General features: G+C 68.7%; 21 protein-coding genes. 13 read left to right on the forward strand and 8 right to left on the reverse strand.

Annotated elements, in window-relative coordinates:
- Positions 1-149: 149 nt before the first annotated feature.
- The 5 genes from FM113_RS17170 to FM113_RS17190 all read left to right on the forward strand — a co-directional run bounded on the left by FM113_RS17170 (position 150) and on the right by FM113_RS17190 (position 7,611).
- Positions 150-1,691, forward strand: coding sequence for an ABC transporter substrate-binding protein (locus FM113_RS17170; RefSeq protein WP_254909073.1), 1,542 nt, complete (start codon positions 150-152; stop codon positions 1,689-1,691).
- Positions 1,692-1,764: 73 nt separating this feature from the next.
- On the forward strand, positions 1,765-2,706 hold the full coding sequence (locus FM113_RS17175) for an ABC transporter permease (RefSeq protein WP_087016091.1): 942 nt from the start codon (positions 1,765-1,767) through the stop codon (positions 2,704-2,706).
- Positions 2,703-4,523: a dipeptide/oligopeptide/nickel ABC transporter permease/ATP-binding protein gene (locus tag FM113_RS17180; RefSeq protein ID WP_087016093.1), complete on the forward strand. Its 1,821-nt coding sequence runs from the start codon at positions 2,703-2,705 to the stop codon at positions 4,521-4,523. Before FM113_RS17175 ends, FM113_RS17180 begins: the two co-directional genes overlap by 4 nt.
- Positions 4,520-5,353 carry an ATP-binding cassette domain-containing protein gene (locus FM113_RS17185; RefSeq protein WP_087016095.1) on the forward strand — a complete coding sequence of 278 codons (834 nt, stop codon included), beginning with the start codon at positions 4,520-4,522 and terminating at the stop codon, positions 5,351-5,353. The genes FM113_RS17180 and FM113_RS17185 overlap by 4 nt, the downstream gene beginning before the upstream one ends.
- 41 nt (positions 5,354-5,394) lie before the next feature.
- On the forward strand, positions 5,395-7,611 hold the full coding sequence (locus tag FM113_RS17190) for a DEAD/DEAH box helicase (protein ID WP_254909074.1): 2,217 nt from the start codon (positions 5,395-5,397) through the stop codon (positions 7,609-7,611).
- Between the two features lie 134 nt (positions 7,612-7,745).
- Here FM113_RS17190 and FM113_RS17195 read toward each other — a convergent pair whose 3' ends face one another.
- Entirely contained in the window at positions 7,746-8,825 is a 1,080-nt protein-coding gene (locus FM113_RS17195; RefSeq protein ID WP_087016096.1) for a hypothetical protein, read from the reverse strand.
- 88 nt (positions 8,826-8,913) lie between these two features.
- Positions 8,914-9,843: a LysR family transcriptional regulator gene (locus FM113_RS17200; protein WP_087016098.1), complete on the reverse strand. Its 930-nt coding sequence runs from the start codon at positions 9,841-9,843 to the stop codon at positions 8,914-8,916.
- Between the two features lie 136 nt (positions 9,844-9,979).
- Between FM113_RS17200 and FM113_RS17205 the strand changes: the two genes are divergently transcribed.
- Genes FM113_RS17205 through hisC form a run of 7 tightly spaced genes read left to right on the forward strand, consistent with a single transcriptional unit; the run spans position 9,980 to position 17,836 of the window.
- Positions 9,980-10,900: an MBL fold metallo-hydrolase gene (locus FM113_RS17205; protein ID WP_176387285.1), complete on the forward strand. Its 921-nt coding sequence runs from the start codon at positions 9,980-9,982 to the stop codon at positions 10,898-10,900.
- 44 nt (positions 10,901-10,944) lie between these two features.
- Entirely contained in the window at positions 10,945-11,883 is a 939-nt protein-coding gene (locus FM113_RS17210; protein WP_087016102.1) for a transporter substrate-binding domain-containing protein, read from the forward strand.
- Positions 11,883-12,776, forward strand: a complete 894-nt coding sequence (locus FM113_RS17215) for an amino acid ABC transporter permease (protein ID WP_087016128.1) — start codon at positions 11,883-11,885, stop codon at positions 12,774-12,776. Before FM113_RS17210 ends, FM113_RS17215 begins: the two co-directional genes overlap by 1 nt.
- 11 nt (positions 12,777-12,787) lie before the next feature.
- The gene (locus FM113_RS17220) at positions 12,788-13,585 is read left to right on the forward strand and encodes an amino acid ABC transporter ATP-binding protein (protein WP_087016104.1); all 798 of its coding nucleotides are present in this window, start codon (positions 12,788-12,790) and stop codon (positions 13,583-13,585) included.
- Positions 13,586-13,632: 47 nt separating this feature from the next.
- Positions 13,633-15,279, forward strand: a complete 1,647-nt coding sequence (locus FM113_RS17225; protein ID WP_176387286.1) for a thiamine pyrophosphate-binding protein — start codon at positions 13,633-13,635, stop codon at positions 15,277-15,279.
- A complete protein-coding gene (locus FM113_RS17230; protein WP_087016108.1) occupies positions 15,276-16,769 on the forward strand; it encodes an aldehyde dehydrogenase family protein in 1,494 nt (497 codons plus the stop codon). The genes FM113_RS17225 and FM113_RS17230 overlap by 4 nt, the downstream gene beginning before the upstream one ends.
- Complete coding sequence (gene hisC / locus FM113_RS17235) at positions 16,766-17,836, forward strand: histidinol-phosphate transaminase (RefSeq protein ID WP_087016110.1); 1,071 nt, start codon at positions 16,766-16,768, stop codon at positions 17,834-17,836. The genes FM113_RS17230 and hisC overlap by 4 nt, the downstream gene beginning before the upstream one ends.
- Positions 17,837-17,921: 85 nt before the next feature.
- Here the strand turns inward: hisC and FM113_RS17240 are convergent, their stop codons facing one another.
- From FM113_RS17240 to FM113_RS17265, 6 genes are all read right to left on the reverse strand, one after another.
- Entirely contained in the window at positions 17,922-19,334 is a 1,413-nt protein-coding gene (locus FM113_RS17240) for an aldehyde dehydrogenase family protein (protein WP_087016112.1), read from the reverse strand.
- 96 nt (positions 19,335-19,430) lie between these two features.
- Complete coding sequence (locus FM113_RS17245; protein WP_254909075.1) at positions 19,431-20,669, reverse strand: multidrug effflux MFS transporter; 1,239 nt, start codon at positions 20,667-20,669, stop codon at positions 19,431-19,433.
- A complete protein-coding gene (locus FM113_RS18540; RefSeq protein ID WP_176387284.1) occupies positions 20,666-21,775 on the reverse strand; it encodes an alpha/beta hydrolase in 1,110 nt (369 codons plus the stop codon). The genes FM113_RS17245 and FM113_RS18540 overlap by 4 nt, the downstream gene beginning before the upstream one ends.
- Positions 21,768-22,838, reverse strand: coding sequence for an alpha/beta hydrolase (locus tag FM113_RS17255; RefSeq protein WP_254909076.1), 1,071 nt, complete (start codon positions 22,836-22,838; stop codon positions 21,768-21,770). Before FM113_RS17255 ends, FM113_RS18540 begins: the two co-directional genes overlap by 8 nt.
- Before the next feature lie 2 nt (positions 22,839-22,840).
- Entirely contained in the window at positions 22,841-23,806 is a 966-nt protein-coding gene (locus FM113_RS17260; protein WP_087016114.1) for an aldo/keto reductase, read from the reverse strand.
- A gap of 28 nt (positions 23,807-23,834) precedes the next feature.
- Entirely contained in the window at positions 23,835-24,953 is a 1,119-nt protein-coding gene (locus FM113_RS17265) for a zinc-binding dehydrogenase (RefSeq protein ID WP_087016116.1), read from the reverse strand.
- A 138-nt stretch (positions 24,954-25,091) separates the two neighbouring features.
- Between FM113_RS17265 and FM113_RS17270 the strand changes: the two genes are divergently transcribed.
- Positions 25,092-26,510, forward strand: a complete 1,419-nt coding sequence (locus FM113_RS17270; RefSeq protein ID WP_087016136.1) for an amidohydrolase — start codon at positions 25,092-25,094, stop codon at positions 26,508-26,510.
- Positions 26,511-26,696: the final 186 nt, after the last annotated feature.

The following is a 26,696-nucleotide window of genomic DNA, read 5'->3' on the forward strand; positions in this document are numbered from 1 at the left end:
TTTAGTCAACGATCGTAGAATGAAAACCGACGGCACACCGAAGTGACGTCCATCACACCCCCGGGGACCGGATCGTCGGCCGGATGTGCGGTGGAACAGCAACGGAGCCTCACCACACCACACATGTCCAAAGACCGAGAGAAGCAGACATGATGAAGAAAACCCTCACGGGTGTTGCGGCGCTGGCTGCCGCGGCCCTGGCATTGACCGCGTGTTCCGGTGGCGGCGGATCGGCCGGTGGTGGCGACGAAGCCACCGGGGCCGTGAAACCGCTCAGCATCGGCAACTTCCTCGACGTCACCTCCTGGGATCCCTCCCTTGCCGACGTCGGTTTTGATGGCCCTTACATGTCGGCGATCTATGACCCGCTACTCGCCATCGACGAGCACGGCACACCCCAGCCGGCGCTCGCGACCGACTGGGAAGTCTCTGACGATTTCACGACGATCACTATGAACCTCCGCACTGACGCGGTGTTCTCCGACGGCGAGCCGTTCAACGCTGACGCCGCGGTGAAGAGCCTGGATTACCTGAAGCAGGGTGCTCGGTCCCAGGAGGCCTACCCTAAGGTCGAAAGCTTCGAAGCTGTCGACGAGGACACAATCGCCATCCACCTCACCGAGCGCGACGACACGATCCTGTACTTCATGGCGCTCGGTCGGAGCTACATGATGGCACCCGACGCCATCGACGCTGGCACGCTCGCCGAGAAGCCGGTCGGATCCGGACCCTACACGCTGGGCGATTCCTCGATCACCGGCGCGGAGTACCACTTTGACAAGGTTGCCGAGCATTGGGCCGCAGAAGAGTTCCCCTTCGACCCGCTCACGGTGAGCCCGCTCTCGGACGCTACCGCGATGCTCAACGGCATGGAGACCGGCCAGTTCAACATCATCTACGGCGACAAGACCGCGACGGATCTTGCTGAGGAGCGCGGCTGGAATGTTGCGTCAGGCCTCTCCACCTGGGTGGGCCTCCAGTTCAGCGACCGCGCTGGGGTGACTGAAATGGGCAAGCCCATCGGAAACCTGAAGGTGCGCCAGGCCCTGAACCTCGCGTTTAACGGGCCGGAGATGGTCGAGACAATCGCACAGGGCGTGGGTGAGGCCACAAACCAGGTCTTCCCCGTCGGAACCCCGGGCTACGTCCCCGCACTCACCGAGAAGTCGAAGCCGGACCTGGCCGCCGCGAAGGCGCTCCTGGCTGAGGCAGGCTATGCCGACGGTTTCGACGTGACGATGCCGATGGCACCCCCGTTCCAGCCCTGGCAGGCAATCATCGAGCAGACCTTCGGCGAGCTCGGGATCGGCCTCACCTGGAAGGAAACCGACTTCATGCAGTACATGTCGGTGGCCCCGGACTATCCGATGTTCATCGGCGTCATCGCGATGGATTCGAACCCCATCGCGACGGTGGAGCGGCAAATCTCGAAGCCGCAGTGGTACAACCCGACCCCCGGCCTCGAGGCGTTCCCCGAGGTCCAGGCGCAGGTCGACAAGGTGCTCACCGCGGATCCGGGCGACGCGCAGCTCGCCGAGGTGGAAAAGCTCAACGAGCTCGTCACCGATCAGGCTTTCTACTCGGTGTGGGCGCAGTCCACGAACTCCTATGTGTCGATCGCGGACTTCACGGTGACCCCGGTCACCGGCATGATGTTCCCGACACTGCGACAGATCTCCCTCCAGGGCTAAGTGCAGCTGCGGGGCCGGTGCGTACTGGCCCCGCAGCTTTGCCTCCCTCTCTGACTGATTTCACGGAGACCTCATGCTTACCTTTACCCTGAAACGGCTGATTTCCGGGGTGATCCTGCTCGTCGCAGTTGCGACGGGCACGTTCTTCCTCGCGCACGCCGCGATCCCGGATCCCACCCTGGGCCTGCTCGGCAGCGCCGCGACACCCGAAGCGCAGGCTGTGCTCGCTGAGAAGATCGGAACCAATCGCCCCGTCCTCGTCCAGTTCGGCGAGTGGGTCGCCAACATGCTCCGGGGCGACTTTGGCGTCTCCTGGAAAAACTTCCAGCCTGTCGGCGCGCAACTCGCGGTGAAGTTGCCAGTCACCCTGTCGGTGGTCACGGCAGCGATCCTGCTCTCAGCGGTGCTTGGGGCGATCTTCGGCACGCTCGCGGGGCTGCGCCCGAACAGCTGGATCGACAGGGTCGTCAAGGCAGCCTCGGTGATCCTGTTCGCGCTCCCCGGATTCTGGGTCGCGCTCGTGCTCGTCATGGTGTTCGCCGTGAACCTACGCCTCTTCCCCGCGGTGGGCTATGTGCAGCCAGAACAGTCGATGGGCGGGTGGATCCAGTCGATTACCCTGCCAGCGATTGCGCTTGCGCTGGGTGCCATCGTGATGATCGCGGAACAGCTCCGCAACGCGATCATCCAGGCAGACGGCCAGGACTACGTGCGGACCCTGCGCAGCCGCGGCCTTCCGACCTGGCGCGTCGTAGTGCATCTGCTCCGCAACGCGGCACCGGCCTCACTCACCGTCCTCGCGCTGATGTTTGTGGGGCTGCTGTCCGGGGCGATCATCGTTGAACAGATCTTCGCGCTGCCCGGCATAGGGCCGCTCACACAATCCTCCTCGCAGAACGGCGACATCCCCATGCTGTTGGGCATCACCGTCATCACCGTGGTCTTTGTTGTCATCGTCAACTTCTTGCTCGACATCCTGCTCGGCTGGATCAATCCGAAAGCGCGTGTGAAATGACCGCCCCGCTCACCGAATCGCTCGATACGCGCGGCGGACGCCGTGGATCGCTTGTCATACGTCTCCTCCGCCGCCCGGCCGGGGCGATCTCTCTGGGGGTTCTCGCCCTCATTGTGCTCGTCGGGGTCTTCGCGCCCTGGATTGCGCCCTACGACCCGAACCTTGTGGATCTCTCCCAGACGCGTGCGCTCCCGAGCGCCGAGCACTGGATGGGCGGAGACACGACCGGCCGTGACGTTGCCAGCCGCCTGATTTGGGGCACGCAAACCACCCTCTGGGGCGCACTTGTTGCGATCTGCACCGCGCTCGTACTCGGCGTTCCCTCGGGCCTCGCGGCCGGCTACTACGGCGGCATGACCGATCGGATTTCGGCCTGGATCAGCGACGGTCTGCAGTCGATCCCGGGCATGGTGATCCTGCTGATTGTGGGGGCCAACACCGGCAACAATTTCAATATCCTGATGGTGACCGTCGGTATTTTCATGGCCCCGGGATACTTCCGACTCACCCGCTCGACAGTGCTTTCCGTCCGCGGCGAGGCCTATGTCGATGCGGCCCGCGTCTCCGGCCTGTCGGATGCTCGCATCATGACACGGCACGTGATTAAACAGGTCACCGCCCCGATCGTGATTCAGTCGGCACTGACCGCTGGCATCGCAATGGGCATGCAGGCCGGGCTCCAGTTCCTCGGCATCGGCGGCGGCACCACCCCGGGGTGGGGGGCCGCGATGAACGAGGGCTTCAAGGTCATGCGAACCGATCCGCTCCTGCTGCTGTGGCCGTCGATTGCGCTCGGCATCACCATTGCCGCACTCGCGGTGCTCGGATCCACCCTCGCCGATGTCATTCGGGTGAAACAGCCGACGCTCTCGCGTCGGGAGCGGAAGCGGATCGCGGCGGAGAATGCGGCGAAGCGACCCGTCGGAGCGACGACAACGACAACCGGGTCGATCTCCGTGGCCGCTGTGGACTCGGCCGTGCGGCTTGAGAACCTCCGCGTCAGGTACGAGACTCCGGATGGGGAGGTCGAGGTTGTGCACGGCATCACCCTCGATGTTGCCCCCGGCGAGGTCCTCGGCATCGTGGGGGAGTCCGGGTCCGGCAAGTCCCAAACCGTGTTCTCCATGCTCGATTTGCTCCCCAAATCTGGCTACTACACCGCGGATGCGATCTGGATCGGCGGCGAGGACGTCACCACGCTGTCCCGACGCGACCGGGCACAACTCCTGGGCCATGAGATCGGCTACATCCCGCAGGAGCCGATGACAAACCTCGACCCGTCGTTCACTATCGGGTTCCAGCTGACCGAACCGCTCCGCGCCGTACACGGCATGAGTCGCGCCGAGGCGCGGGATCGCGCTCTCGCGATGCTCACGCGGGTCGGCATCGTCGACCCCGAGCGGGTCATGCGTGCCTACCCGCACGAGCTCTCCGGCGGCATGGCACAGCGCGTGCTGATCGCCGGGGCAATCTCCGGGAAACCCTCGGTGCTTGTCGCCGACGAGCCGACAACCGCGCTCGACGTCACCGTGCAGGCCGAGGTCCTCGAACTGCTCCGCGAATTGCAGCAGGAATACCAGATGGCGCTCGTCATCGTCACGCACAACTTCGGTGTCGTTGCCGACATCTGCGACCGCGTCGTGGTGATGCGATCCGGATCCATCGTCGAAATTGATGATGTCGGCCCCATCTTCCGGAACGCCGAGCATCCCTACACCCGTGAGCTCATCGCTGCCTCCCTCGACGGGGCGCAGAGCCGCACGCAACTCGACGCGGCGGCCTCCTCCGCCCCGTCCGTTTCGGAAGGAACCCGATGACTGCGCACCGCCCCCTGCTGACCGCCGAAAATGTTGTCGTCGAATACGGCTCCCGCCGCCGCCCCAACCGCGTGCTGCACGAGGTCTCCCTCGACGTCCGCGCGGGCGAGTGCGTGGGACTCGTCGGCGAGTCCGGATCCGGCAAATCCACGCTGGGGAAGGCGATCCTGGGCCTTGTCCCAGTCACGAGTGGCACGATCACCTTCGACGGTCAAGACATCACTCACCTGAAGCGGAAAGAACGCCGCGCGCTCGCCGCAGACATTCAAGTCGTGTTCCAGGATCCCTACGGATCACTGAACCCGATGCTCACGATCGGGGAGATCCTCACGGAACCGCTCTCGACCGCGGGCGTCGGCAAGAGCGACGCTCGGCGCGCCGTGGGGGAGATGCTCGATCGCGTGAGCCTGCCCGCGAACGTGCTCGACCGGTACCCGAGCGAATTCTCGGGCGGGCAGCGGCAGCGTATCGCTATCGCCAGAGCGCTGGTACGCAAACCGCGCCTGATCATCTGTGACGAGCCGGTGAGCGCGCTCGACCTGACCACACAGGCGACGGTGCTTGAACTCCTGATCGAGTTGCAGCGGGACACGGGCGTGTCGTATCTCTTCGTGTCGCACGATTTAGGGGTGGTGCGCAGCATCTGTCACCGGGTTGCCGTGATGTATCGCGGCAACCTTGTGGAGGTGGGCGACAGCGAGGAAATCACGCGCGCACCCGAGCATCCGTATAGTCAGCGGCTCCTTGCAGCCTCGCCTGTGGCGGACCCTGCGCGGCAGGCTGAGCGCCGTCAGGCGTGGCTCGAAATGCGCGAACAGCAGGCCAGCTAACATATTGGGTCGTCGGATGGCCCGAGCCGGGGTAGAATAGTATGATGACCTCTTCTGAGAACACCGAACCCACAGGCGAAGCCGAAACTCCGGCCGCTGTGGTCGGTGACACCGAACCCACTGACGTTGCCGATATCCCGGCCGCGGTGACCGGTGACACCGCAGCTCCCACCGACACCCAGGGTGAGCGCGCAAGCTTTGCCGATCTTGGCCTGCCCGCCGAAGTACTCCGCGCCGTGACCGGCCTGGGCTACGAGACCCCCTCCGCAATTCAGGCGGCCACGATCCCGACCCTTCTTGAGGGTCGCGACGTGGTCGGCCTGGCGCAGACCGGCACGGGCAAGACCGCCGCGTTTGCCCTTCCGATCCTGTCCCGCATCCAGCCCGGTGCTGGCGCACCGCAGGCGATCGTGCTTGCTCCCACCCGTGAGCTCGCGCTCCAGGTGTGCGAGGCGTTCGAAAGCTACGCCGCGCACCTGCCCGAGGTGCACCTGCTCCCCGTCTACGGCGGTCAGGCCTACGGCCAGCAGCTTTCCGCGCTGCGCCGTGGCGTGGACATCGTTGTCGGCACCCCCGGTCGCATCATGGACCACATGAAGCGCGGCTCCCTCGACCTCAGCCAGATCAAGTACCTGGTGCTTGACGAGGCCGATGAGATGCTCAAGATGGGCTTCGCTGAGGACGTTGAGACGATCCTTGCTGATACGCCAGAGGAGAAGCAGGTTGCCCTGTTCTCGGCGACAATGCCGGCGCAGATTCGCCGCATCTCGAAGCAGTACCTGCGCAATCCCGAAGAAATCAAGATCGCCGGGAAGACGCAGACGAGCTCGAGCATCACGCAGCGCTACATCGTCGTGTCCTACACGCAGAAGCTTGACGCGCTGACCCGCGTGCTTGAGGTTGAAGACTTCGACGGCCTGATCGTCTTCACGCGTACGCGCGGTGATTCTGAGCAGGTCGCGGAAAAGCTGCGCGCCCGTGGGTACTCGGCGGCCGCCATTAATGGCGACATTCCGCAGAACCAGCGTGAGCGCACCGTGCAGTCGCTGAAGGACGGCAGCCTCGACATCCTCGTGGCGACCGACGTCGCGGCCCGTGGTCTCGACGTGGAGCGCATCAGCCACGTCATCAACTACGATCTGCCGATCGATACCGAGTCCTACGTGCACCGCATTGGCCGCACCGGCCGTGCAGGCCGCACGGGCGACGCGATCAGCTTCGTTACGCCGCGCGAGCGCCGGCTGCTGACCGCGATCGAGAAGGCCACCAAGCAGCCCCTCACGCAGATGCCGCTGCCCGGAGTCGAAGAGGTCAACGCGACCCGTCTGTCCCGCTTCGATGACGCGATCACCACAGCGCTCGGCGAGACTGCGCGCGTTGACCGCTTCCGCGACATCATCGCGCACTACGTGCGTCACCACGACGTGCCCGAGACCGATGTCGCAGCGGCACTCGCCGTGGTGGCGCAGGGCGACACGCCGCTGCTGCTCACCGACGCCGACGACCGCAAGTTCGAGCGCGATCGCAAGCAGGCGCGCGCCTTCCTCGAAGAGGATCCCCGTGCCGGGCGCGAGCGCCCCGCTCGTGAGGACCGTGGCCCGCGTGAGCGGCGCTCTGACCTCAAGATGTACCGCATCGAGGTCGGCCACCGGCAGAAGATCAACCCGGGCCAGATCATCGGCGCGATTGCGAACGAAGGCGGGCTGACCCGCGACGACTTCGGCCGCATCCAGGTGCGCGACGACTTCTCGCTCGTTGAGCTCCCCGCGTCCCTGCCCGCAAGCACCCTCGAGAAGCTCGGCGAGACCCGCATTAGCGGCAAGCTCATCGAACTGGCCGAGGACCGGGGCCCGGCCCCGCGCGGCAAGGGCTGGGAAGACCGCGGCTCGCGCGGCGGCGATCGTGGCAGCGACCGCGGTGGCCGTGGTGGTTACGACCGTGGCGGCGACCGTGGTGGACGCGGCGGCTACGACCGCGGTGGCGACCGTGGTGGCTACGGCGGCGACCGTGGCGGCGACCGCGGCGGGCGCGGCGGCTACGGTAACGATCGCGGCGCTGACCGCGGTGGCTACGGCAACGACCGTGGCGGCGATCGCGGTGGCCGTGGCGGCTACGGCAACGACCGCGGCAACGACCGCGGTGGCTACGGCGGGGACCGCGGCGGGCGCGGCGGCTACGGCAACGACCGTGGTGACCGCGGCTATGGTCGCGACCAGGGCGATAACCGCGCCGACGGGAAGCGCAAGCCCCGCTGGTAACCGGCCCGGCCCGGCCGAGCCGCGACCGCGACCTGACCCCTTAGTCACGAAACGACCCCGAAATCGCAGGATTTTCTGTGATTTCGGGGTCGTTTCGGCGTTAAGGGGTCGTTTGGTGAATGCGCGGGGCGGCGCTAGCGCAGGCGTCGGAGCAGGGTTGCCGTGGCGGGGTCGGTGCGCTCGGAGGGCGTGCCCGGGACCGGCACACCGAATGCGGCGAGGCGGGCACCGAGCGTCGCCGCGCTCATCACGTCGGCTGCACCCCAGCGCACTCCGCGGCGCCCGGTCGACCCGGTGATCCAGTCGTGTCGCCGTTTCTCCCGGACCACGACCTCCTCAGCGCTTCGGGCGCCGCGCAGCGCAGGGTCGGTGTACTTGTGCTTCCCGTCACACTCGCCGAAAAATGGCGCATCGATGAACCAGAAGTCGACGTAGTACGTGCCACCACGCTCCCCGCGGACCGCGAACTGGGGTTCAATATCGATCCCCAGTTGTGTGAGCCGCAGTCGGCTCACCGATTCCAACGGCGAATCTGCGCGGGGGTCGGCAAGCGCGGCCAATGCCCGCACGCGCCTGATCCCTGGCATACCCGCCGCATGGGTAATCCGTTTGCGAAACACGGCCTGCCAATTCCGCCAGCGTGCGATGTCGACGTGTGGGCCGACCCGGAATGTGCGTCTCAAATGCTGGTCTGCGCAGGCAAGGGCCACCTCAAAGGGCTCGGAGCGCGCGAGGTCGAATAGGGTGCGGTCGACCGAGGTGACTGGCACGCCGGCCACGGTACACCGGTCCGTGTCGGGAACCGTGCCCTGCCGATACCGAACAAAGGTGCTGCGTGCAGCTCGGAACCCGGGTGGCACCAGTTGCTCGGTGATGAGCTGCTCCTCGAGGGAGGGGAGCGGAGCACCGCCGCCGGTCGCACGCAGCCAGTCCGACCAGACGGGAAGATCGTGCGCCGTCGCTGCGGAACGGTGGCCGAACAGGATGCCAGACGGCGTCGCGTGGTGCGCAGCCCTCATGGCGGCAAGCTGCCGGGTCCGTGGCGACGCCGCCCGCAGCACCGCGGTTTCGGCGTACCAGCCCCGCCGAAGTCGGGTCAGTTCACCGCTCGCCGTCCGCTCTGCGATGATCCGCCCGGTCAGTCCGAGTTGAAGTAACTCGTGGGTGGTGTGCAGGAGCGTATCGACGCTCGGATCGCGCTGCTCGTCGGCCATACTTCGAGTATCGGTGACCCGGGTTCGCCGCAGGAGGCCGAGGGGCGATCTGTGGAGAAAACGTGTCGGCGACCCGAGGCTCGGCGACTCAGCGCTCGGGGAGGATTGAGGTCACGAGGTCGAGGAAGGCACTGGCAGCGGGGGAGAGCGGGCCCGCCCGGTGCAGTACGAAGATCGGCCGCCGGATCCGAGGCGCCAGGGACAGCACCCGGAGTCCGGAGTGCCGGGCCTGTTCGCCTGAGGCGCGGGGCAGCACCGCGGCACCCGCGCCCGCGTGTACGAAGGCGAGCGCGGCTTCTCGGCGTTCGACCTCGATCACCGGATGCCACGGGGTGCCGTCCGCGAGCGCCGCGGCTTCGGCGAGGTCGCGGATCAGTGTCCCGCGTTTGCCGGTAATCAGGCCCTCGCGCATGAGTTCGGCCAGCGTGATGCTGCTGCGCGGCGAGGCGGGCGCTGCCGCACTCCCGGGGTCCCGTGCTGCGTCGAGCCGCTCGCCCGAGGCTGCGGGCAGCACCGCGACGAGTTCCTGCGTGTCGACCCGCGTGAACACGAGCTCTGCCTCGGTCGCATCGCCGACGGTGAGCCCAACCTCGGCGCGACCGGAGCGGATCATCTGGGTGACCTGCTCGGGTGTTTCCACCTGCTCGATCCGCACCTCGATACCGGGCCAGTGTTTGCCGAAGCGGCCGAGCCAAGGGGCGAGTGGGGAAGTGACCAGCCCCGGGAGTGAGACCACGTCCAGGCTGCCGCCGCGCAGTCCACGCACCGCGCGGACGCGCTCGGCGGCGATTGCGAAGTCGCTCACGATCTGTGCGGCGGGGAGCCGAAGGCTTTCGCCCGCGGACGTGAGCCGCACGCCGCGAGGCAGGCGGTGGAAGAGCGGTGTGCCCACGTTCTTCTCGAGCGCCTTGATTGTGTGGGAGAGCGCCGGTTGGGACATGTGCAGGTCCCGTGCAGCCTCGGCCATATTGCCGCGGTCGCAGACGGCGAGGAATACCTCCAGTTGGCGACGTTCCATTTTTCCCTTTCAACGTACCGCGGGATCGCACGAGAGTTAACCAATTCTATAGTTTGGCTAAAAATACTTGAAATTGTGTGAACTCGAATGCCCGCCCAAGATAGAAACATCCGTTCAATGACGAGAAGGAGTGGGCGTGCACAGCAACGCTTTGGAGATCACCCTCACCGGGACGGGGACGCCGATCCCGGTCCCCGATCGCGCGGGGCCGGGGGTCTGTATCCGCACGCCGGACGCCACCGTGCAGATCGATACCGGACGTTCCACGGTGCTGCGCCTGGCCGAGGCCGGCGTGAATGTAGGTGATCTTACTGTCGTGTGCTTGACCCACCATCACTCGGACCACACCACGGACCTCAGCGACGTGCTGATGTCCGCCTGGATCATGAACCCGGATCACGACATTGACCTCGTGACACCCACGGGCCTCGCCGCCGACTTCGCGCGCTCCGTACTCACCCCGCTGGAGGGAGACCTCGAGTTCCGCCGGATCCATCGCGGCGTCACCGACATCGCCCGGCCCCGCGTGCGGGAGTTCACCCCCGAGCGGAAGGGCACCCGGGTGTGGGAGGACGGGGAGACGCGGATCGACGCGGTCGCCGTGCGCCACGAGCCCGTCGAGCACGCCGTGGGATACCGCGTGAGCTGGGGTGAGCACGCCGTCGTCGTCTCCGGGGACACGCGCGCCTGCGCCGAGCTCGAGGAGCTCGCCCGCGGTGCCGACGTCCTGGTCCACGAGGTAGTCGCGCCGGATCGGGTGCCGCCCCATCGCACGCACACGATCGACTACCACGCCCTCCCGCACGAGGTCGGCGCGCTCGCTGAGCGGGCCGGGGTCGGCGTGCTCGTGCTCACCCACCTGTGGCCCGCGCCCCAGAACGAGGCCGATGTTGCGAGCCTGCTCGACGGCGTGCGGGCAGGCGGCTTCACTGGCGAGGTCGTGGTCGGCTGCGACCTCACCCGCGTCACGGTGCACGGGGATGCGCGTACCGTGACCGTTCCCACCCGCCCCGGCGTGCCGGGCCTGCATGCTCCCGCCGTCCCCGCCGTCGTGTAACCACGCCCGGCCTACCCACCTATTTCTCACCCGTGGAGGTTTCAATGACGTACCCCGCACCGCGCACTCGTGCGCTGTCTCGCACCCTCATCTTGGGGGCGACGGCCCTCGCGCTCACACTCACCGGCTGTAGCGCGCCCCAGCCGGAATCCGAGCCCGGAAGCGCTCAGACCGCACTGCCGGCCAACGCCGAGCTTCACGCTGCGCTGCCCGCCTCCGTGCAGGACTCCGGGGTGCTGCGCCTCGGTTCGCCCACCACCAACGCGCCCTACATCACGAAGCCCACGACGGACGTCGAGGGTCTGATCCCCGAGCTCGCCGCCGCGGTCGGTGACGTCCTCGGCGTCGAGGTCGAGTTCGTGGACACCCCGTTCCCCGGCCTCGTCCCCGCGCTGGGGGCGCAGCGCATCGACGCGATCTGGACGGTGATGAACGACACCGCTGAGCGCGAAGAAACGATGCAGATGGTCGACTGGATCAAAAGCGACTCCGGGTTCCTCGTGACCGCCGGCAACCCCGAGCAGCTGAACCGGATCGAGGACTTCTGCGGGCACGCCGCGGGCACGCTGCGCGGCAGCGCACAGGCCGAGCTGCTCGAGACCACGAGCGCGGACTGCGTGGCCGCCGGCAAGCCGGCGATCGAGATCAAGCTGTACGAAGACATGGGGGCCGGGCAGACCCAGCTCCGCTCGGGGAACCTTGCCGGCTACTTCGGGGGCACGGTGCCGCTGCGGTACCTGGCATCCCAGGTCGACGGGGGCACCGCCTTCGAAGTGATGGATCAGACCTATCTCGGTGGCGTGTTTGCCATCGCAGTCCCGCTCGAGGACACAGCGTTCGCGGACGCCCTCGTTGCGGCACTCGCCGAGGTCGAAGCCGCGGGTGCCTACGGCGAGATCCTCGACGCCTACGAGGCGGGTGCCGACGCGCTCTCGAGCGAAGAGTTCCAGGTGAACGGAGTTGGCGCGGGGGCATTCGGATGATGACCGAGACGACCGCGAACCCGACGCTGGCCGCTGACGGCCAAGCGCGGCACCCCAACGTCGACCTGAGCGTGCCGCCCGTGCCGGTGCGGCACCCCGGACAGTGGGTCATCGGCGCGATCGCCGTGCTCGCGGTTGCGGCCCTCGTGCTGTCGCTCGCGCAGAATGAGAAGCTCGACTGGGGCACCGTGGGTGCGTACCTGTTCACCCCCTCGGTGTTGCAGGGCCTGCTTGTCACCTTCGAGCTGGCCGCCATCGGCATGGTGATCGGGGTCGCGTTGGGGATCCTGCTCGCACTCGCCCGGATGTCGCATAGCCGCGTGCTGCGCGGGCTGGCGAGCGGATACATCTGGGTGTTCCGCGGGGTGCCGCTGCTTGTGCAGCTGCTCGTGTGGGGCAACCTCGGGCTCTTGTTCGCCACGCTCGGCGTGGGGATCCCGTTCACGGACCTTACGCTGCTCGAGGTCAACACGAACGTCCTCGTGACCGGCTTCGTTGCGGCCTGCCTGGGGCTTGGCCTGCACGAGGCCGCGTATATGGCGGAGGTGGTCCGCGGCGGCATCATGTCGGTTGACCCCGGGCAGCGGGAGGCCGCGATCGCGCTCGGCATGGGTGGCACGACGGCGATGCGTCGGGTAGTGCTGCCGCAGGCGATGCGCGTGATCGTGCCGCCGACCGGCAACCAGTTCATCTCGCTGCTGAAGGCCACCTCCCTCGTGTCGGTCATTGCCGGCGGCGACCTCCTCACCGTGGTCCAGAACATCGGCGCGGTGAACTTCCGCACCCTCGAAATGCTGTTCGTGGCGACCTTCTGGTATCTCGTGGTCGTATCCGTGCTGAGCGCCCTGCAGCACATCCTCGAGCGCCGACTCTCGCGCGGCTACACCCGGTAAGGAGCCCGGAAATGACTGACAACATTGCAGGCAGCGGCGAGCCGCTCGTCGACATCGTCGGCGTCCACAAGTCCTACGGCGAGGTCGCGGTGCTGAAGGGCATCGACCTCACCGTGGCGCCCGGCGAGGTCGTGTGCGTGATCGGCCCGAGCGGATCCGGGAAGTCGACGCTGCTGCGCTGCGTGAACGAACTCGAAACTGTGGATCGCGGCGCGATCTTCGTCGACGGGTCGCCGGTGGGCAGCAGCATCGTTGCCGGGCGGCTGCGCCGCTTGCGCCCGCGGCAGGTGGCGAAACAGCGACGCGACATCGGCATGGTGTTTCAACGCTTTAACCTGTTCCCGCACATGACGATCCTCGAGAACGTCGCGGAAGCTCCCGTGCGCGTGCGCCGCGAGCCGCTCGCCGAGGTCCGTGAGCGAGCCAGGGCCCTGCTGGATCGGGTGGGCCTCGCGCACCTTGAGCAGCGCTTCCCCGCCCAGCTCTCGGGCGGGCAGCAGCAGCGCGTGGCGATCGCCCGGGCCCTGGCGATGCGTCCGAAGCTCATGCTGTTCGATGAGCCGACCAGTGCGCTCGACCCCGAGCTCGTGGGGGAGGTGCTGGACACGATGAAGGAGCTCGTCGCCACGGGGATGACGATGATCGTGGTCACCCACGAGATGGACTTCGCCCGGGAGATGGCGGACCGGGTGGTGTTCATGGATGGCGGAGTGGTCGTGGAGCAGGGCACCCCCGAGCAGGTGCTCGAGCGGCCGCAGCGCGAACGCACACGAAAGTTTTTGACCGCGGTGCTCTCGGCGACGCCATGACCGCCGAGCAACACGCACCGACACTGACGCAGCAGGAAAGAGAACTGATGACACACACGGGAGGCGAGCTTCTCGCCGCGCAGCTGGTAGCCGAGGGAGTGGAGAAGGTGTTCGGGGTCCCCGGCATCCAGCTCGACTATGCGGTGGACGGCCTCGCACAACACGCCGATCAGATTGACTTCGTCGTCGCCCGGCACGAGCAGGGTGCCGCGTACATGGCGGACGGCTATGCCCGTGTCTCGGACAAGCCGGGCGTCTGCCTGGTCGTGCCGGGCCCGGGCCTCCTCAACGCGGGTGCCGCGCTGTCGACCGCGTACGCCACGAGCAGCCGGGTCGTGATGATCGTGGGGCAGATCCCGTCGCCGACGATCGACGCGGGCCTCGGGATGCTGCACGAGATTCCGGAGCAGTCGCGGCTCATCGCTTCCCTCACCAAGTGGCATCGCCTGGTCACGGATGCCGCGGACATCCCCGCGGCCGTGAACGAGGCGTTCCGGCAGGTGCAGAGCGGCCGGCCACGGCCCGTCGCGATCGAGGTGCCGCCGGATGTGCTGAAGACCGTCGCCACGGCTCCGATCCTCCCCGCGGCGGTGGGCGAGCCGCTGGCACCGGACGCTGGGCAGATCGCCGATCTGGCGGCCCAGCTGAGCGCCGCCGAGCGGCCCGTGATCTACGTGGGCGGCGGCATCCGCGACATCCCGGCAGCCACGGCGCTGCAGGCGGTCGCCGAAGCCCTGGGCGCCCCCATCGTGATGAGCCGTAATGGGCGCGGTGCCGTGAGTGACCGGCACCCACTCGCACTCACGCGGCTCGCGGGCGGCCCGGCGCTCGACGCGGCGGACTTCGTACTCGCCGTGGGAACTCGATTCATGACGCAGCAGGGCCGGCCGGTGGTGCACCCGGGCCGGCACCGAATCGCCGCGATCAACGCCGAGGCGGCCGACCTTGCCGCGCCGCGCAGCTTCGGGCTCGCGCTGCACGCGGATGCGCGCTTGGCGCTTGAGGCGCTCCTCCCGCAGTTGGCCCCGCGGACCGCGGCGGCAGCGGAAGGCACCCCCGACCCTGCGGAGCTCCGGGAGCGCGCCGACCGCTTGCTCGACGAAGTAGCCCCGCAGCGCGACTGGCTGCTGGCGATCCGCGCGGGCCTCCCCGACGATGGCGTGTTTGTCGACGAGCTGACACAGGTCGGCTATCCCTCCCGCATCGCGTACCCCGTGTACACGCCGGGGAGCTACGTTACCCCGGGATATCAGGGCACCCTCGGATATGGCTTTCCGACGGCGCTCGGCGTGCAGGCGGCGGATCCGGACCGCCCGGTCGTGTCGATCAACGGTGATGGTGGCTTCGGGTGGGCGCTGCAGGAGCTGTCCACGGCAGCAAAGTATCGGCTCGGGCTCGTCACGATCGTGTTCGAGAACGGTGTGTTCGGCAACGTCGAGCGGATCCAGCAGGAAACCTTCGGGCGCACGGTCGGGGTGGATCTGCATAACCCGGACTACACGCTGCTGGGTGAGGCATTCGGAGTCGCGGTCCGCACAGTGCGCACCCCGGACGAATTGACCGCCGTGATTCGAGATCACGCGGGCGTGCGCGAGCCGCTGCTCGTGGTTGTCCCGGTGACCGATTTCCCCACACCCTGGGATCTGATCGCCGAACCGAGCTACGGCGATGCAAACGGGCGGGGGCAGGCATGAGCGCCCCACTCCTGACAAGTGTGATCGCCGGGCGGCCGGTCGCGGCGTCGCCGGCGTCGGGCCGATACGCAGTCACGAACCCCGCGACGGAGGAACCGCTCGCGACGGTGGCCTTCGCCTCCGCAGAGCAGGCGGCCGAGGCGCTCGACGCCGCGGTCGCGGTTCGGGATCGCTGGGCTGCCACGCCGGTGCGGGATCGCATCGCGCTGGTTGAGTCGATCGCGAACGTCCTGGAGGAAGAACGCGAGTCCCTGATCGCGACGGTCGTCGCCGAGGTCGGGATGCCGCGGGCTCAGGCGGCCGTGCAGCAGGTCGGTGCCGCGATCGCCGCGGTGCGCGATGCGGTGCAGGACGCCCCGGAACTACTCGAGCCCGAGGTCATAGGTGCTGCGCGCGTCGAATCGGTGGCCGCGGGGGTCGTGGTCGCGATCACCCCCTGGAACTATCCGCTCTACCAAGCTGCACTCAAGGTCGCCCCGGCGCTCGTCGCCGGCTGCCCCGTTGTGCTGAAGCCGAGCGAGGTGACCCCGCAGTCGGTGCTGGCCCTCGCCGACGCGTTTGCGACGGCGCGCGCTCGGCTTTCGGAGCGCGGGATCCTGATCCCGGGCGAGGTGTTGAGCGTGGTGCTGGGCGACGGCGTGATCGGGGAGCAGCTCGTGTCCGATGCGCGCGTTGATCTCGTGTCGCTGACCGGGTCCACGCGCGCCGGGATCGCGGTGCAGCGCGCCGCGGCCGCCGGGGTGACGCGCGTGTCCCTGGAGCTGGGCGGGAAAAGCGCCCTGCTGGTGCTTCCGGGCACCGACCTCGCGGCGGCTGTGGACTACGGGGTGGCGCGCTGCCTCGTGAACACCGGGCAGACTTGTGCGGCGCTGACGCGGCTGATCGTACCGCGCGCAGATCTCGACGCGGTGGAGCGGCTCGTGTCCGCTGCCCTGGCGCGGCACCGCGTCGGGGATCCCGAAGCGGAAACCACGACGCTCGGCCCGCTCGTGACGCGCGCGCAGCGCGACCGCGTCCGCTCCTATATCGACGCTGGTGTCGCCGCCGGTGCCCGGCTCATCCGCGCAGACGCCGGTGAGGCCGCGGACACCGGAGACAAGGGAGACTCGGCGCTCCCGAGCCGGGGCTGGTTTGTGGCCCCGGTCGCGTTCTCGCGCACCGCGCCCGACATGGCGATCGTACAGGAGGAGATCTTCGGCCCGGTGCTGGTGATTCAAAGCTATGAAGAGGTGGGGGAAGGCATCGCCCTCGCGAATGGTACCGCGTACGGGCTTGCCGCAGGCGTGATCGGTCCGAGCCGGGAGACGGAGCTCGCGGTGGCCCCACGGCTTCGGGCGGGCATAGTGTTTGTGGGGGCGGCGCGACCCGAGCCTCGCGCGCCCTTCGGTGGCGTCAAGTCTTCAGGGTTTGGACGCGAGCGCGGACCGCACGGACTCGCGGAGTTCCTGGTAACACAGAGCTTCGTGGCCGCAGTGGAGGTCGGCGCATGAGCCCGATCTCGCTCCGGGAGGGGCTAGATACACTGCCGCCCTACGTGCCGGGGACGCGACCGGACGGCGGGCCTGAGGCGAGTCCACCCCCGGTGCGGGCCGCGTCGAACGAGGCCCCCGCCGGCCCGCACGACAGCGTGCGCGCCGCGGTCGCGGAGGCCGCCGCGGAACTGCACCGCTACCCGGAGTTCTCGAGCGGCACGCTCGGTGCAGCGCTGGCCGAACGTGCGGGCCTCTCACCCGAGCACGTGACTGTCGGCACCGGATCCTCGGCGCTGATCCGCGACCTGGTGACCGCGCTGTGCGGGCCGGGTGACGAGGTCGTGTTCGCGCAGCCCTCGTTCCCGTACTACCGCAATGCCACCGTGGTGGCGGGGGCTACCCCGGTGCCGGTCCCGTTGCGTGAGCTCGTGCACGACCTGGATGCGCTGTTGGCAGCCGTCACGTCGGCGACGCGCCTGCTGTTCCTGTGCAACCCGAACAACCCGACCGGGACGGTGCTTTCTGCCGATGCGATCCGGGCGTTCCTGGCCCGCGTGCCCGAGCACGTGGTGGTGGCGGTCGACGAGGCGTACATCGAGTACTCTCCAGACGCGTCGCTGGCCGCGGACGTGGGGCGCGATCCGCGGCTCGTGATCCTGCGCACCTTCAGCAAGGCCTACGGGCTCGCCGGTGCTCGGGTCGGATATGCGCTGGGGGATCCGCGGCTGATCGCTGGGATCGCGCGCGTCGCCGTGCCGTTCGGCGTGAGTATGCCCGCGCAGGCCGCGGCCCTGGCGCTGCTCGCCCCGGAGGCGCAGCAGTCGCTCGCGGAGCGCATCGCGGACACGGTGGCGGAGCGCAAACGCCTCGCGGCGGATCTCCGACGCGGCGGCTGGGCCGTGGTTGAGAGCGGGGCGAACTTCCTGTTCCTTGACGTCGCGCAGCCAGCGGATCTGGCCCAGGCGCTGCAGGAGCGCGGGATCCTGGTGCGCTCGGTGGGTGGGGGCGTGCGCATGACAATCGCGACCCCCGAAGAGAACGCGCGCGTGCAGGCAGCGCTGGAGTCTTTGGGCGCGCAGCGTTAGCTGCCTCCCAACGCCGCGGGCCCGGTGCCCCTCCCAAGTGATTCGGGTGGGGCATCGGGCCCGCGGTTGTCGTGCGGTTCGGCGCCTAGCCGCTGATGACGTGCGGCTCGGCGACGGCTTTGAGGCCCTCCACGCCGAATTCGCGGCCATAGCCGGACTGCTTCGCCCCGCCGAACGGGATCATCGGGTGCAGCGCGCCGTGCGAGTTGATCCACGTGGTGCCGGCCTGCAAGCGCGCGGCGACCTCGAGGGCCTTCGCTCGGTCACTCGACCACACCGAAGAGCCGAGGCCTACCTCGAGTTCATTGGCGAGGCGCACGGCATCATCAAGATCCGTGTACCGGATAATCGGCAGCGCCGGCCCGAACTGCTCCTCCAAGACGAGCTCCTGGTGGGGATCGATATCGGCGATCAGCGTGGCCGGGTAGAAGTAGCCGACGGCGTCGCGATCGGGGTTGCCGCCGAGCACGACGCGTGCGCCCGAGGCCTTCGCGGACTCGACCAGGCGATCCACGATGTCGAACTGTGACTTGTTCTGCAGCGGGCCGAGCACGTTCTGCTCGTCGAGGCCCACGCCCATCGGCACGTTTGCGGCCACCTTGGCCAGCTCGTCGACGACCGCGTCGTAGATCGAATCGTGCACGTAGAGTCGTTTGAGCGCGGCGCAGGTCTGGCCCGTGTTGATGAATGCGCCCCAGAAGAGATCCTCGGCGATCTTCGCGGGTTCCGCGTCGGGCAGAACGATCCCGGCATCGTTGCCACCAAGCTCGAGGGTTAGGCGGGTGACGTTCGGGGCCGAGGCCTCGATGATCTTCTTGCCGACCGGGGTGGAACCCGTGAACATGATCTTCTTGATCTTCGGGCTGCGCGTCAGGGCGTCACCGACCGTGCTGCCCTTGCCGGGCACGATGTTCAGGACGCCGGCGGGCAGCACCTGATTCATCACGGCGACAAGCGCCAGCACGGAGAGCGTGGTGTTCTCGGCGGGCTTGATGACAACAGTGTTGCCCATGCGCAGGGCGGGGGCGATCTGCCAGATCGAGATCATCATGGGCCAGTTCCACGGCGAGATCGCGCCCACAACGCCGAGGGGGCGGTAGTGCATCTCGGCGTAGCCGGACTCGTCGTCAATGATGACCTCGACGGGCAGGGGCGTGTCAGCGGGGGTGCGCGTCCACGCGACGCAGGCTCCGACCTCGAAGCGGGCGTTCGGGCCGTTCAGCGGCTTGCCCTGCTCACGCGAGAGGAGCTCAGCGAGCGCCTCTGACGACGCTTCGATCGCGTCGGCAGCCTTGTGGAGCAGCGCGCTCCGCTCAGCGTCTGGGAGCGCAGCCCAGGTGGGCTGGGTGGCCTCGGCCGTGTCGATCGCAGCTTCGAGCGCGGCGACATCCTGCATCGGTGCGAGGCCGATCAGCTCGCCCGTCGCGGGGTCGAACACCTCGCGCGTCTCACCGCCTTCCGCGACAACGGCTGCAAGCAGGCTTTCGTAGGTGTTCATGGATCCTCCACTCCGAGTCCGGGCAATAGTCTCAGCGTACGGCGCGGGCCGAGCGCCGCGCTTGTCTTGCGCGGCAGCCCGGTTGTGTTTGCGTGATCACTCCGGACCGCTCTGGCCCCGTGGCACCAGCCGCCGCACGGCGAGCAGTGCGACGAGTGCGGCAGCGCCGGATCCCGCGGCGATACTCGCGACCATCGTGACGGCGGAGGTGCCGGCGAGGGCGGATACGAGGGGCGCGGCGATCGCGCCCGCCGTGAACATCGCCATGCCGAGCAGCGCTGACGCGGTCCCGGCCCGGCCGCCGTGGTGCCCGAGCGCCAGCGTCGTCCCGTTCGGGCCGCCGAGCCCGTTCGAACCGAGGAACACGGCGAGCAGTACGATCACCACGATCGCGGGTGCCCCGGCGAGGGTGGCACCGAGCAGCACCAGCGCGGCGCTCGCCCCGGCCAGCTGACCCACGAGGTACATCCGCGCGGTGCCGACGCGCGCCACGAACAGCCGGCTGATCTGTGCGCCCGCGAGCTGAGAGAGCGCGTTGATCGCGAACACGATGCTGAACAGCTGCGGGGTGAGCCCGTACTGATCCTGCATCACGAAGCTCGACATCGACAGATACGAGAAGAACGCGGCACCGCCGAGGCATGCCGCGATCATCAGCGCGACGAACAGTGGATCCCGCAGGATCTCGCGGGTGTGCCGCACGGTGGTGCCCAGCACGCTGCCGGAGTGGCGTCCCTCGCCCAGGGTTTCTCGGAGCCCGAATTGTGCCACGAACACGAGTACGGTTCCCACCCCGGCGAGCACTAGAAAGATGCCACGCCAGTCCATGATCCGCGCGAGCTGCCCGCCGATCACGGGCGCGATGATTGGCGTGAGCGAGGTGACGAGCGCCAGGAGCGAGAGCATCCGTGAGAGTTCAACCCCCTCGAACAGGTCTCGCGCGACCGCCATGCTGATGACCACGCCCGCGGATCCGGCGAGGCCCTGCAGGAAGCGAGCCACGAGCAGCACCTCGATCGAGGGCGCGAACGCGCACACCGCGGACAGCAGGGCGAAGAGGATCACGCCGGTCACGAGCGGGCGCTTCCGGCCGAAACGATCCGAGAGAGGTCCGGCAATGAGCTGCCCGAGCCCGAGCCCGATCATGCACACCGACATCGTCGCCTGTGCGAGGGCGTCGGTTGTGTCGAGGGTGCGGGCGAGCTGCGGCAGCTGCGGCAAGTACAGGTCCATTGAGAGGGGACCAAACGCTTCCAGCGCGCCGAGCACGAGGGTGATCCTGAGGAGCCCCATCGGGCGCGGGGTCGCGCCCGATGGGGATCGTGCCGCGCTCATTGCGCGAGGATCCGGCGCCACCAGCTGTCACGGGCAGCGTTCGCGGCGTGCGAGACGACCGCGTCGGGGGAGAAACCGCTGAAGCCGTGGTAGGCCCCCGACCAGACGTGCAGTTCGGCCTGGCCGCCCGCCGCCCAGATCCGGCTCGCGTAGGCGATCGTTTCGTCACGGAACACCTCCGCGGCACCGACCTCGAGAAACGCTGGGGCCAGCCCCGACAGATCCGTGGCGCGGGCCGGGGCGCGCACCGCCTCGACGCGTTCGGTGCCGCGGTCGTCGCCGAGGGCCGCGTCCCAGCCGACATCGTTATTGCCACGGTCCCACGCCCCCACGCCGACGTACTGCCACGAGGAGTCTGTGTTGTTGCGATCGTCGATCATCGGGGTGTTCAGGAGTTGCCCCGCGAGGGCCGGTCCGCCGCGATCCCGGGCGAGGAGCGCCACGGCGGCGGCAAGCCCGCCCCCGGCGGACGCGCCGGACACCACAATCCGCGCCGGATCAATGCCGAGTTCCGCAGCGTGTGCCGCGAGCCAGACGAGCGCCGCGTAGCAGTCCTCCGCCGCGGCGGGCGCCGGGTGCTCCGGCGCGAGCCGGTACTCGACGGCGACGCCGACGGTGCCGTGCGTCTCGGCAAGATCGATGAGTTCGCCGGTGCCGAAGAAGCGGGTGCCGAGCACGTAGCCGCCGCCGTGGATCCCCAGGACCGCGGGGGCGAGATGCGGGGCGGAATCGGGATCTGGCACCGCGGGATCCGGTACCGGGCGATCCGGCACCGCGGGATCCGGCACCGCGGGATCCGGCACCGCGGGATCCGGCACCGGGCGATCCGGCACCACGGGATCCTGCACTGCGGGCCGGACGATTGTGACGGCGACGTCGGGTGCCCCGGGCGGGCCCGGGACGATCCGGTTTTCCCAGGTCACGGCGCGGCCCGCGGTCTGCGTGGCCATGTCCTGCGTGATGGACGCCAGGTGCGCCCGGTTCTCCGCGATTGTGTCCGCGGTGAGGGGGATCGGCTCGACGAGCTCACGGAAGAACGCGAGCCCGGGGAGCAGCTCCGGATCGTAGGGCACGGGGACCGGGAGATTCGCGGGTGCGTCAGCCACGGTCACCCCCGCCCAGGATCCGGCGGAGCCACGAGTCGCGGCTCGCGAGTGCGGCCCGAGTGATCTCGGTCTCCGGCGCGTACATGTCGAAACCGTGGCAGCCGCCCGCCCACACATGCAGTTCGGCCTGCCCACCCGTAGCCCAGATGCGCCGGGCGTACTCGGTGTCCTCGTCGCGGAACATCTCGGCGGCCCCCACCTCGATGAAGGCTGGCGGAAGCCCCGAGAGGTCCGCCGCCCGCGCGGGGGCCGCGTAGGCGGGGGCGTCCGCGGCGTAGGCCAGATCCGGCCCGAGAACGCAGCGCCAGGCGAGGAGGTTCGCGTCCCGCTGCCACGTGCCAATGCCGTCGTACTGCCTGCTCGACACCGTGGTGTTCGTGTTGTCGAGCATGGGGCACAGCAGGAGCTGACCGGCGATGCGCGGGCCGCCGCGATCCCGCGCCATCAGTGCTACAGCCGCGGCAAAGCCGCCCCCGGCACTGCCCCCCATCACGACGAGCCGCGCAGGATCCGCCCCGAGCTCTGCCGCGTGATCCGCCACCCAACACGTCGCCGCGTAGGTGTCCTCGGCGCCGGCGGGAAACGGATCTTCGGGGGCCAGGCGGTACTCCACGTTGACGCCGATGACGCCGTGCTGGGCGACGAGTTCGGCAACGCGGGCGTGCTCCCAACTGCGGTGGCCGACGATCATGCCGCCGCCGTGGAAGTTCACCAGCACCGGGAGACCGGTGCCGGATCCCGCATCGGATCCGGTGTCCGATCCTGCCGTCGCCGCGGGGCGAAACACGGTGACCTCCAATCCAGGGGCACCGGCGGGGCCGGGGATACGGAGCTCCTCGGACGTGACACCGAGTGCCGTAGCGACAGCCGTGCCGTCGGGGAAGGCGGGACCGCCGCCACCGCGCATCGCCGCGAGCGTCTCCTCGGTGAGCGGCGGCTGTGCGCTCGCCGCCAACGCATCGAGCATCGGCACGAGTTCCGGATCGAACAGCACCGGGGTGAGCGCGGGTCGGCCCAGCGCGATCGGCATGGCGGGGTTGTTCACGAGGATGGACTCGGTCATGGTTACGGGCCCTCCGGATCCACGAGGCCGCGATCGGCCCAGAACGGCTCGACCCGGGCGCGGAGCTCGGCCGCACCGACGCGATCCAGGAGTTCCAGGCTCCCGAGGTTCGCCTCGAGTTGGGCCACGCTCGACGCCCCGAAGAGCGTGTTGGCGGTTGCCGGGTGGGTGAGCGTGAACGCGATCGCGAGCTGCGCTGGTGTCGCCCCCAGCTCCTCCGCGAGCGTGACAAATGCCGGCACATCGATGATGATGCGTTCGCGGATCCCACCGGGATCCCGCCCCACCTCACGGTCCGTCGCGATTTTGCCGGCGAGGTAGCCGCCCTCCATGACGTCTGATGCCTGCATCGAGAGCCCCTGATCCCAGAGCTTCGCGAACGGGGCCCCGTCGGGGATGGACCGGCGCGACACGCTGTACTTGAGCTGCGCCATGGCCGGGCCGGGGAGCCCCTCCGTCGCGGCGATGTCGAGGAGTGCCTGCACGTTCGACGCCGACCAGTTGTTGACGCCCCAGGCGCGGATCAGGCCGTCACGCTGCAACTCGGCGAGATTCGTGACGATGTCGCGGAGTGCGACATCGTCACGGCGGAGGTCGCCGAGCACCACGAGGTCGGCATGCTCGGCACCGACGCGGAACAGCGCGCCGTCGAGCTGGCTGCGGAACCCGGTGGAATCGTCCCAGCCCTCGAGCCAGAGTTTTTCAGAGAGGAGATACTCGTCGCGGGCGACGCCCGCGGCGCGAATGATCGCCGAGAACAGGACGTCGGTGAAGGCGGGCGGGCTGCCGGGGGCCGCGTACACGCCCACGTCGAAGAGCGTGATCCCGCGGTCGATGGCGGTGCGCACCATCTTGACGGAGTCCTCGAAGTGCATGCGGTCGTAGATGTGCCAGGATCCGAGCGCGAACACCGAGGAGGTGAGCTCGCTCTGGCCGATCCGGCGCTGGGGGACAGGTGGGTGCGTCATTGCGTTCCGTTCGCTGGAGGGGTGTGGGTTAGGGGCGGCGTGTGAGGCGCGGATCGATGACGGCTTTCACCTCGCCGAGCTCGTGCATGTTCGCGATCCGCGCGGACGCTTCTTCGAGGCCGCAGGGGGCCGAGAACAGCTCGTCCCAGGGGAAGCGGTCGGCGAAGCTGCGGAAGAACTCGATGGAGCGGTAGTAGTCGGCGACGTCCCCGTTGAGTGAGCCGACGACTGTGAGCTCCTTGCCCATGATCGTGGAGAGGGGGAACGGTTCGCCGGCGGGGCCGGTGGAGCCGACGATCGCGATGGTGCCGCGCTGGGCGGCCATGCCGACCGCCTCGGGGCCGATGCTCGGGGCGCCCGCGAAATCGAGGATCAGGTCCGCGCCCTCGCCGTCGGTGAGCTCGAGCGCGCGCGCGATTGTCGCCTCGGAGCCGCCCGCGATGTCGATTGTGTGGGTCGCACCGAAGCGCTGGGCGAGTTCCAGCCGGGCCGCGGGGGCACCCGCGGTGATCACGGTGGCGGCACCCGAAATACTTGCGACGGCGGTCGCGAAGAGGCCGAGCGCCCCCGAGCCCTGGATGATCACGCGTGATCCCGGGCGCACCCCGCCCGCGCGCTCGAATGCCCGCAGCACAGTTTTCGCGGCGCAGCCCGCGGCGGAAGCCCACGTGTCTTTCACCTCGTCGGGCAGGCGGAGCTTCTGCGCGCCAGGGGTGACATAGGCGATCTCGGCGAGGCCGGCGGTCGCGAACGGGTGCACCTGGGTGCTCTGCAAGAAGCCGTAGCCGCGGTTACTGCAGGCCACGGGCTGCCGCAGCACCGTGCAGCCGAAGCACTTCCCGCACACGGATTCTGACCAGCCGATCCGGTCGCCGACGGCGAGAGCTTCGCCGAGCGCATCGGTGGTGCCCTCGCCCACGGCGATGACCTCGCCGACCATCTCGTGGCCGAGGACCATGGGCAGCATGCCGGGGAAGCTCATCTTGCCCGCCCAGATCTCGATGTCGGTGCCGCAGAGCGTGGTGCAGGTGATGCGCACGAGGGCCGCGCCGGGTTCGATGTGGTCGGGAAGCGGAAGCTCCTGGAGTTCGAGGGGGGCACCGTGTTCTGTGAGGACGGCGGCGAGTGTGGATGTGGGGATCGTCATTGAAGGCTCCGTTCCGGTGGGATCGGCGCGGCCTCGTTGCCCGGGGCGCCGATCATGTAGTTTTATTCTACATACGTTGACCATAAGCGTGAAGCCCTCGTTGAGGGCGCGGCCATGGGGGCCGCGGGAAAGGGGATCATGGAAGACACCGAGGCGCGCGATGCGCTGGACACCGCGGAGCTGATCCTGCACGGCGGGACCGTGCTCGTGCTGGATGCCGCCGGATCGACCGCGGGCAGTGTGGCCGTCGCGGGTGGCCGGATCGTGGCGGTCGGCGGGGGCGAGGTGCTGCACCGTTGGCGCGGCCCCAACACCCGGGTGATCGAGCTTGCCGGCCGGGCCGTGCTGCCGGGGATCAACGATTCGCACCTCCATGCGTCGTGGCTGGGCGCGCGCTGGCCGCACACCCTGTTTGCGGCCGCCGACCCCGAGGCTGCCGCAGCACTGTCCGGAACCCTTGTGCAGGATCGGGCGGAGCGGCGTGACGCAATTCTCCGGGCAGGCCCGCTGCTCAGTGAGTTGGGGATTACAAGCTTCACCGAGCCGGGGATCGGTCCGGGGGAGGACGCAGGGGAAACCGGGAGCTTCCACAGTGAGGTCATCGAGATCTACCGGGAGCTCGCGGCCGCGGGCGAGCTGCGGCAGCGCGTCACCCTGCTCGCTCTACACGGGATTCTCGACGGCCCGAGCGACGTGGCCGATGTCGTCGCCGGGATCCGCGCGCACGCAGAGTTTGCGGGCGAAAGCGACCCCACCTGGCTCTCGATTCCCGGGGTCAAGATCTTCGGCGACCTGATCCCGCTTTCGCGCCAGGCCTGGACGAATCACGAATACGACGACGGCACGCACGGCGAGCTGCTCGTGCGCGGCGACAGTATTGAGGCGAAAGCGGCAGGCCTGCGGGACATGCTCATGGCTGCCCACGCGGCGGGGCTGCAGGTCGGGATCCACGCCACCGGCGACCGGACAATCCAGCTCGCACTCGATGCGTTCGTGGACGCCGCGGCCGTCCCGGGGACTCCGAGCGTGCGCGAGCTTGGCCACGTGATCATCCACGGCGACCTGGCGACGCCTGAGCAGGTGGCACGCATGGGCGAGCTCGGCGTGTGGCTGAACACGCAGGCCGGCATCGCGGCTCACGCGGGCGAGTGGCTCGCGGCAATGCTGGGCGAGCGAGTCGCGGACGCCGCCTGGCCGCTCGCCGCGGCGCTTGAAGCGGGCACGCTGGTGCTGTCCTCGGACGCGCCGGTGCTCGACTTCGACTGGCGGCGCGGGATCGCCGCGGCCGAAGATCGGATTCTCGCGACTGGCGGTGCCGCCGCCGGGGATCCGGCCGAGGCCCGGAAGCGGTTGCTCGGCCTGCTGCGGTGCTACACCGCGGTGCCGGCGGCGCAGGATCGCGCGGCGGACTGGAAGGGCACCGTCGAAGTGGGCAAGGTCGCGGACCTCGTCGTGCTCGAACGCGACCCCTTCGAGGTGGGCGCCGCGGGGCTGCCCCAGGTCGCCGTGGACCTCACGATCCTCGACGGCCACGTCGTCTTCGAGCGGGCGGGGTAGCCGGCCGGGCGGGCGGGCTGGCTGGGCGCGCTGGCTGGGCGCGCTGTGACCCCGCGCCCCGCCTCGCACCCTCCTCACGGAGGCTTTTTCGCCAAACTGAGCGATTTTCTGCCAAATATCGCTCAGTTTGGCGAAGATGCCTCGTGTGGGAGGCGATGGGAGGCGATGGGGGTGTTGGAGGTGATG

Origin of the sequence: Leucobacter sp. 7(1), assembly GCF_900163635.1 — a bacterium.
Taxonomy (GTDB): domain Bacteria; phylum Actinomycetota; class Actinomycetes; order Actinomycetales; family Microbacteriaceae; genus Leucobacter.

What these genes read in the sequence shown, in the direction of transcription:
- FM113_RS17170 (WP_254909073.1), top strand. Translation starts at nt 150, where the DNA reads ATGATGAAGAAAACCCTCACGGGTGTTGCGGCGCTGGCTGCCGCGGCC.
- FM113_RS17175 (WP_087016091.1), top strand. Translation starts at nt 1,765, where the DNA reads ATGCTTACCTTTACCCTGAAACGGCTGATTTCCGGGGTGATCCTGCTC.
- FM113_RS17180 (WP_087016093.1), top strand. Translation starts at nt 2,703, where the DNA reads ATGACCGCCCCGCTCACCGAATCGCTCGATACGCGCGGCGGACGCCGT.
- FM113_RS17185 (WP_087016095.1), top strand. Translation starts at nt 4,520, where the DNA reads ATGACTGCGCACCGCCCCCTGCTGACCGCCGAAAATGTTGTCGTCGAA.
- FM113_RS17190 (WP_254909074.1), top strand. Translation starts at nt 5,395, where the DNA reads ATGATGACCTCTTCTGAGAACACCGAACCCACAGGCGAAGCCGAAACT.
- FM113_RS17195 (WP_087016096.1), bottom strand. Translation starts at nt 8,825, where the DNA reads ATGGCCGACGAGCAGCGCGATCCGAGCGTCGATACGCTCCTGCACACC.
- FM113_RS17200 (WP_087016098.1), bottom strand. Translation starts at nt 9,843, where the DNA reads ATGGAACGTCGCCAACTGGAGGTATTCCTCGCCGTCTGCGACCGCGGC.
- FM113_RS17210 (WP_087016102.1), top strand. Translation starts at nt 10,945, where the DNA reads ATGACGTACCCCGCACCGCGCACTCGTGCGCTGTCTCGCACCCTCATC.
- FM113_RS17215 (WP_087016128.1), top strand. Translation starts at nt 11,883, where the DNA reads ATGACCGAGACGACCGCGAACCCGACGCTGGCCGCTGACGGCCAAGCG.
- FM113_RS17220 (WP_087016104.1), top strand. Translation starts at nt 12,788, where the DNA reads ATGACTGACAACATTGCAGGCAGCGGCGAGCCGCTCGTCGACATCGTC.
- FM113_RS17225 (WP_176387286.1), top strand. Translation starts at nt 13,633, where the DNA reads ATGACACACACGGGAGGCGAGCTTCTCGCCGCGCAGCTGGTAGCCGAG.
- FM113_RS17230 (WP_087016108.1), top strand. Translation starts at nt 15,276, where the DNA reads ATGAGCGCCCCACTCCTGACAAGTGTGATCGCCGGGCGGCCGGTCGCG.
- hisC (WP_087016110.1), top strand. Translation starts at nt 16,766, where the DNA reads ATGAGCCCGATCTCGCTCCGGGAGGGGCTAGATACACTGCCGCCCTAC.
- FM113_RS17240 (WP_087016112.1), bottom strand. Translation starts at nt 19,334, where the DNA reads ATGAACACCTACGAAAGCCTGCTTGCAGCCGTTGTCGCGGAAGGCGGT.
- FM113_RS17245 (WP_254909075.1), bottom strand. Translation starts at nt 20,669, where the DNA reads ATGAGCGCGGCACGATCCCCATCGGGCGCGACCCCGCGCCCGATGGGG.
- FM113_RS17255 (WP_254909076.1), bottom strand. Translation starts at nt 22,838, where the DNA reads ATGACCGAGTCCATCCTCGTGAACAACCCCGCCATGCCGATCGCGCTG.
- FM113_RS17260 (WP_087016114.1), bottom strand. Translation starts at nt 23,806, where the DNA reads ATGACGCACCCACCTGTCCCCCAGCGCCGGATCGGCCAGAGCGAGCTC.
- FM113_RS17265 (WP_087016116.1), bottom strand. Translation starts at nt 24,953, where the DNA reads ATGACGATCCCCACATCCACACTCGCCGCCGTCCTCACAGAACACGGT.
- FM113_RS17270 (WP_087016136.1), top strand. Translation starts at nt 25,092, where the DNA reads ATGGAAGACACCGAGGCGCGCGATGCGCTGGACACCGCGGAGCTGATC.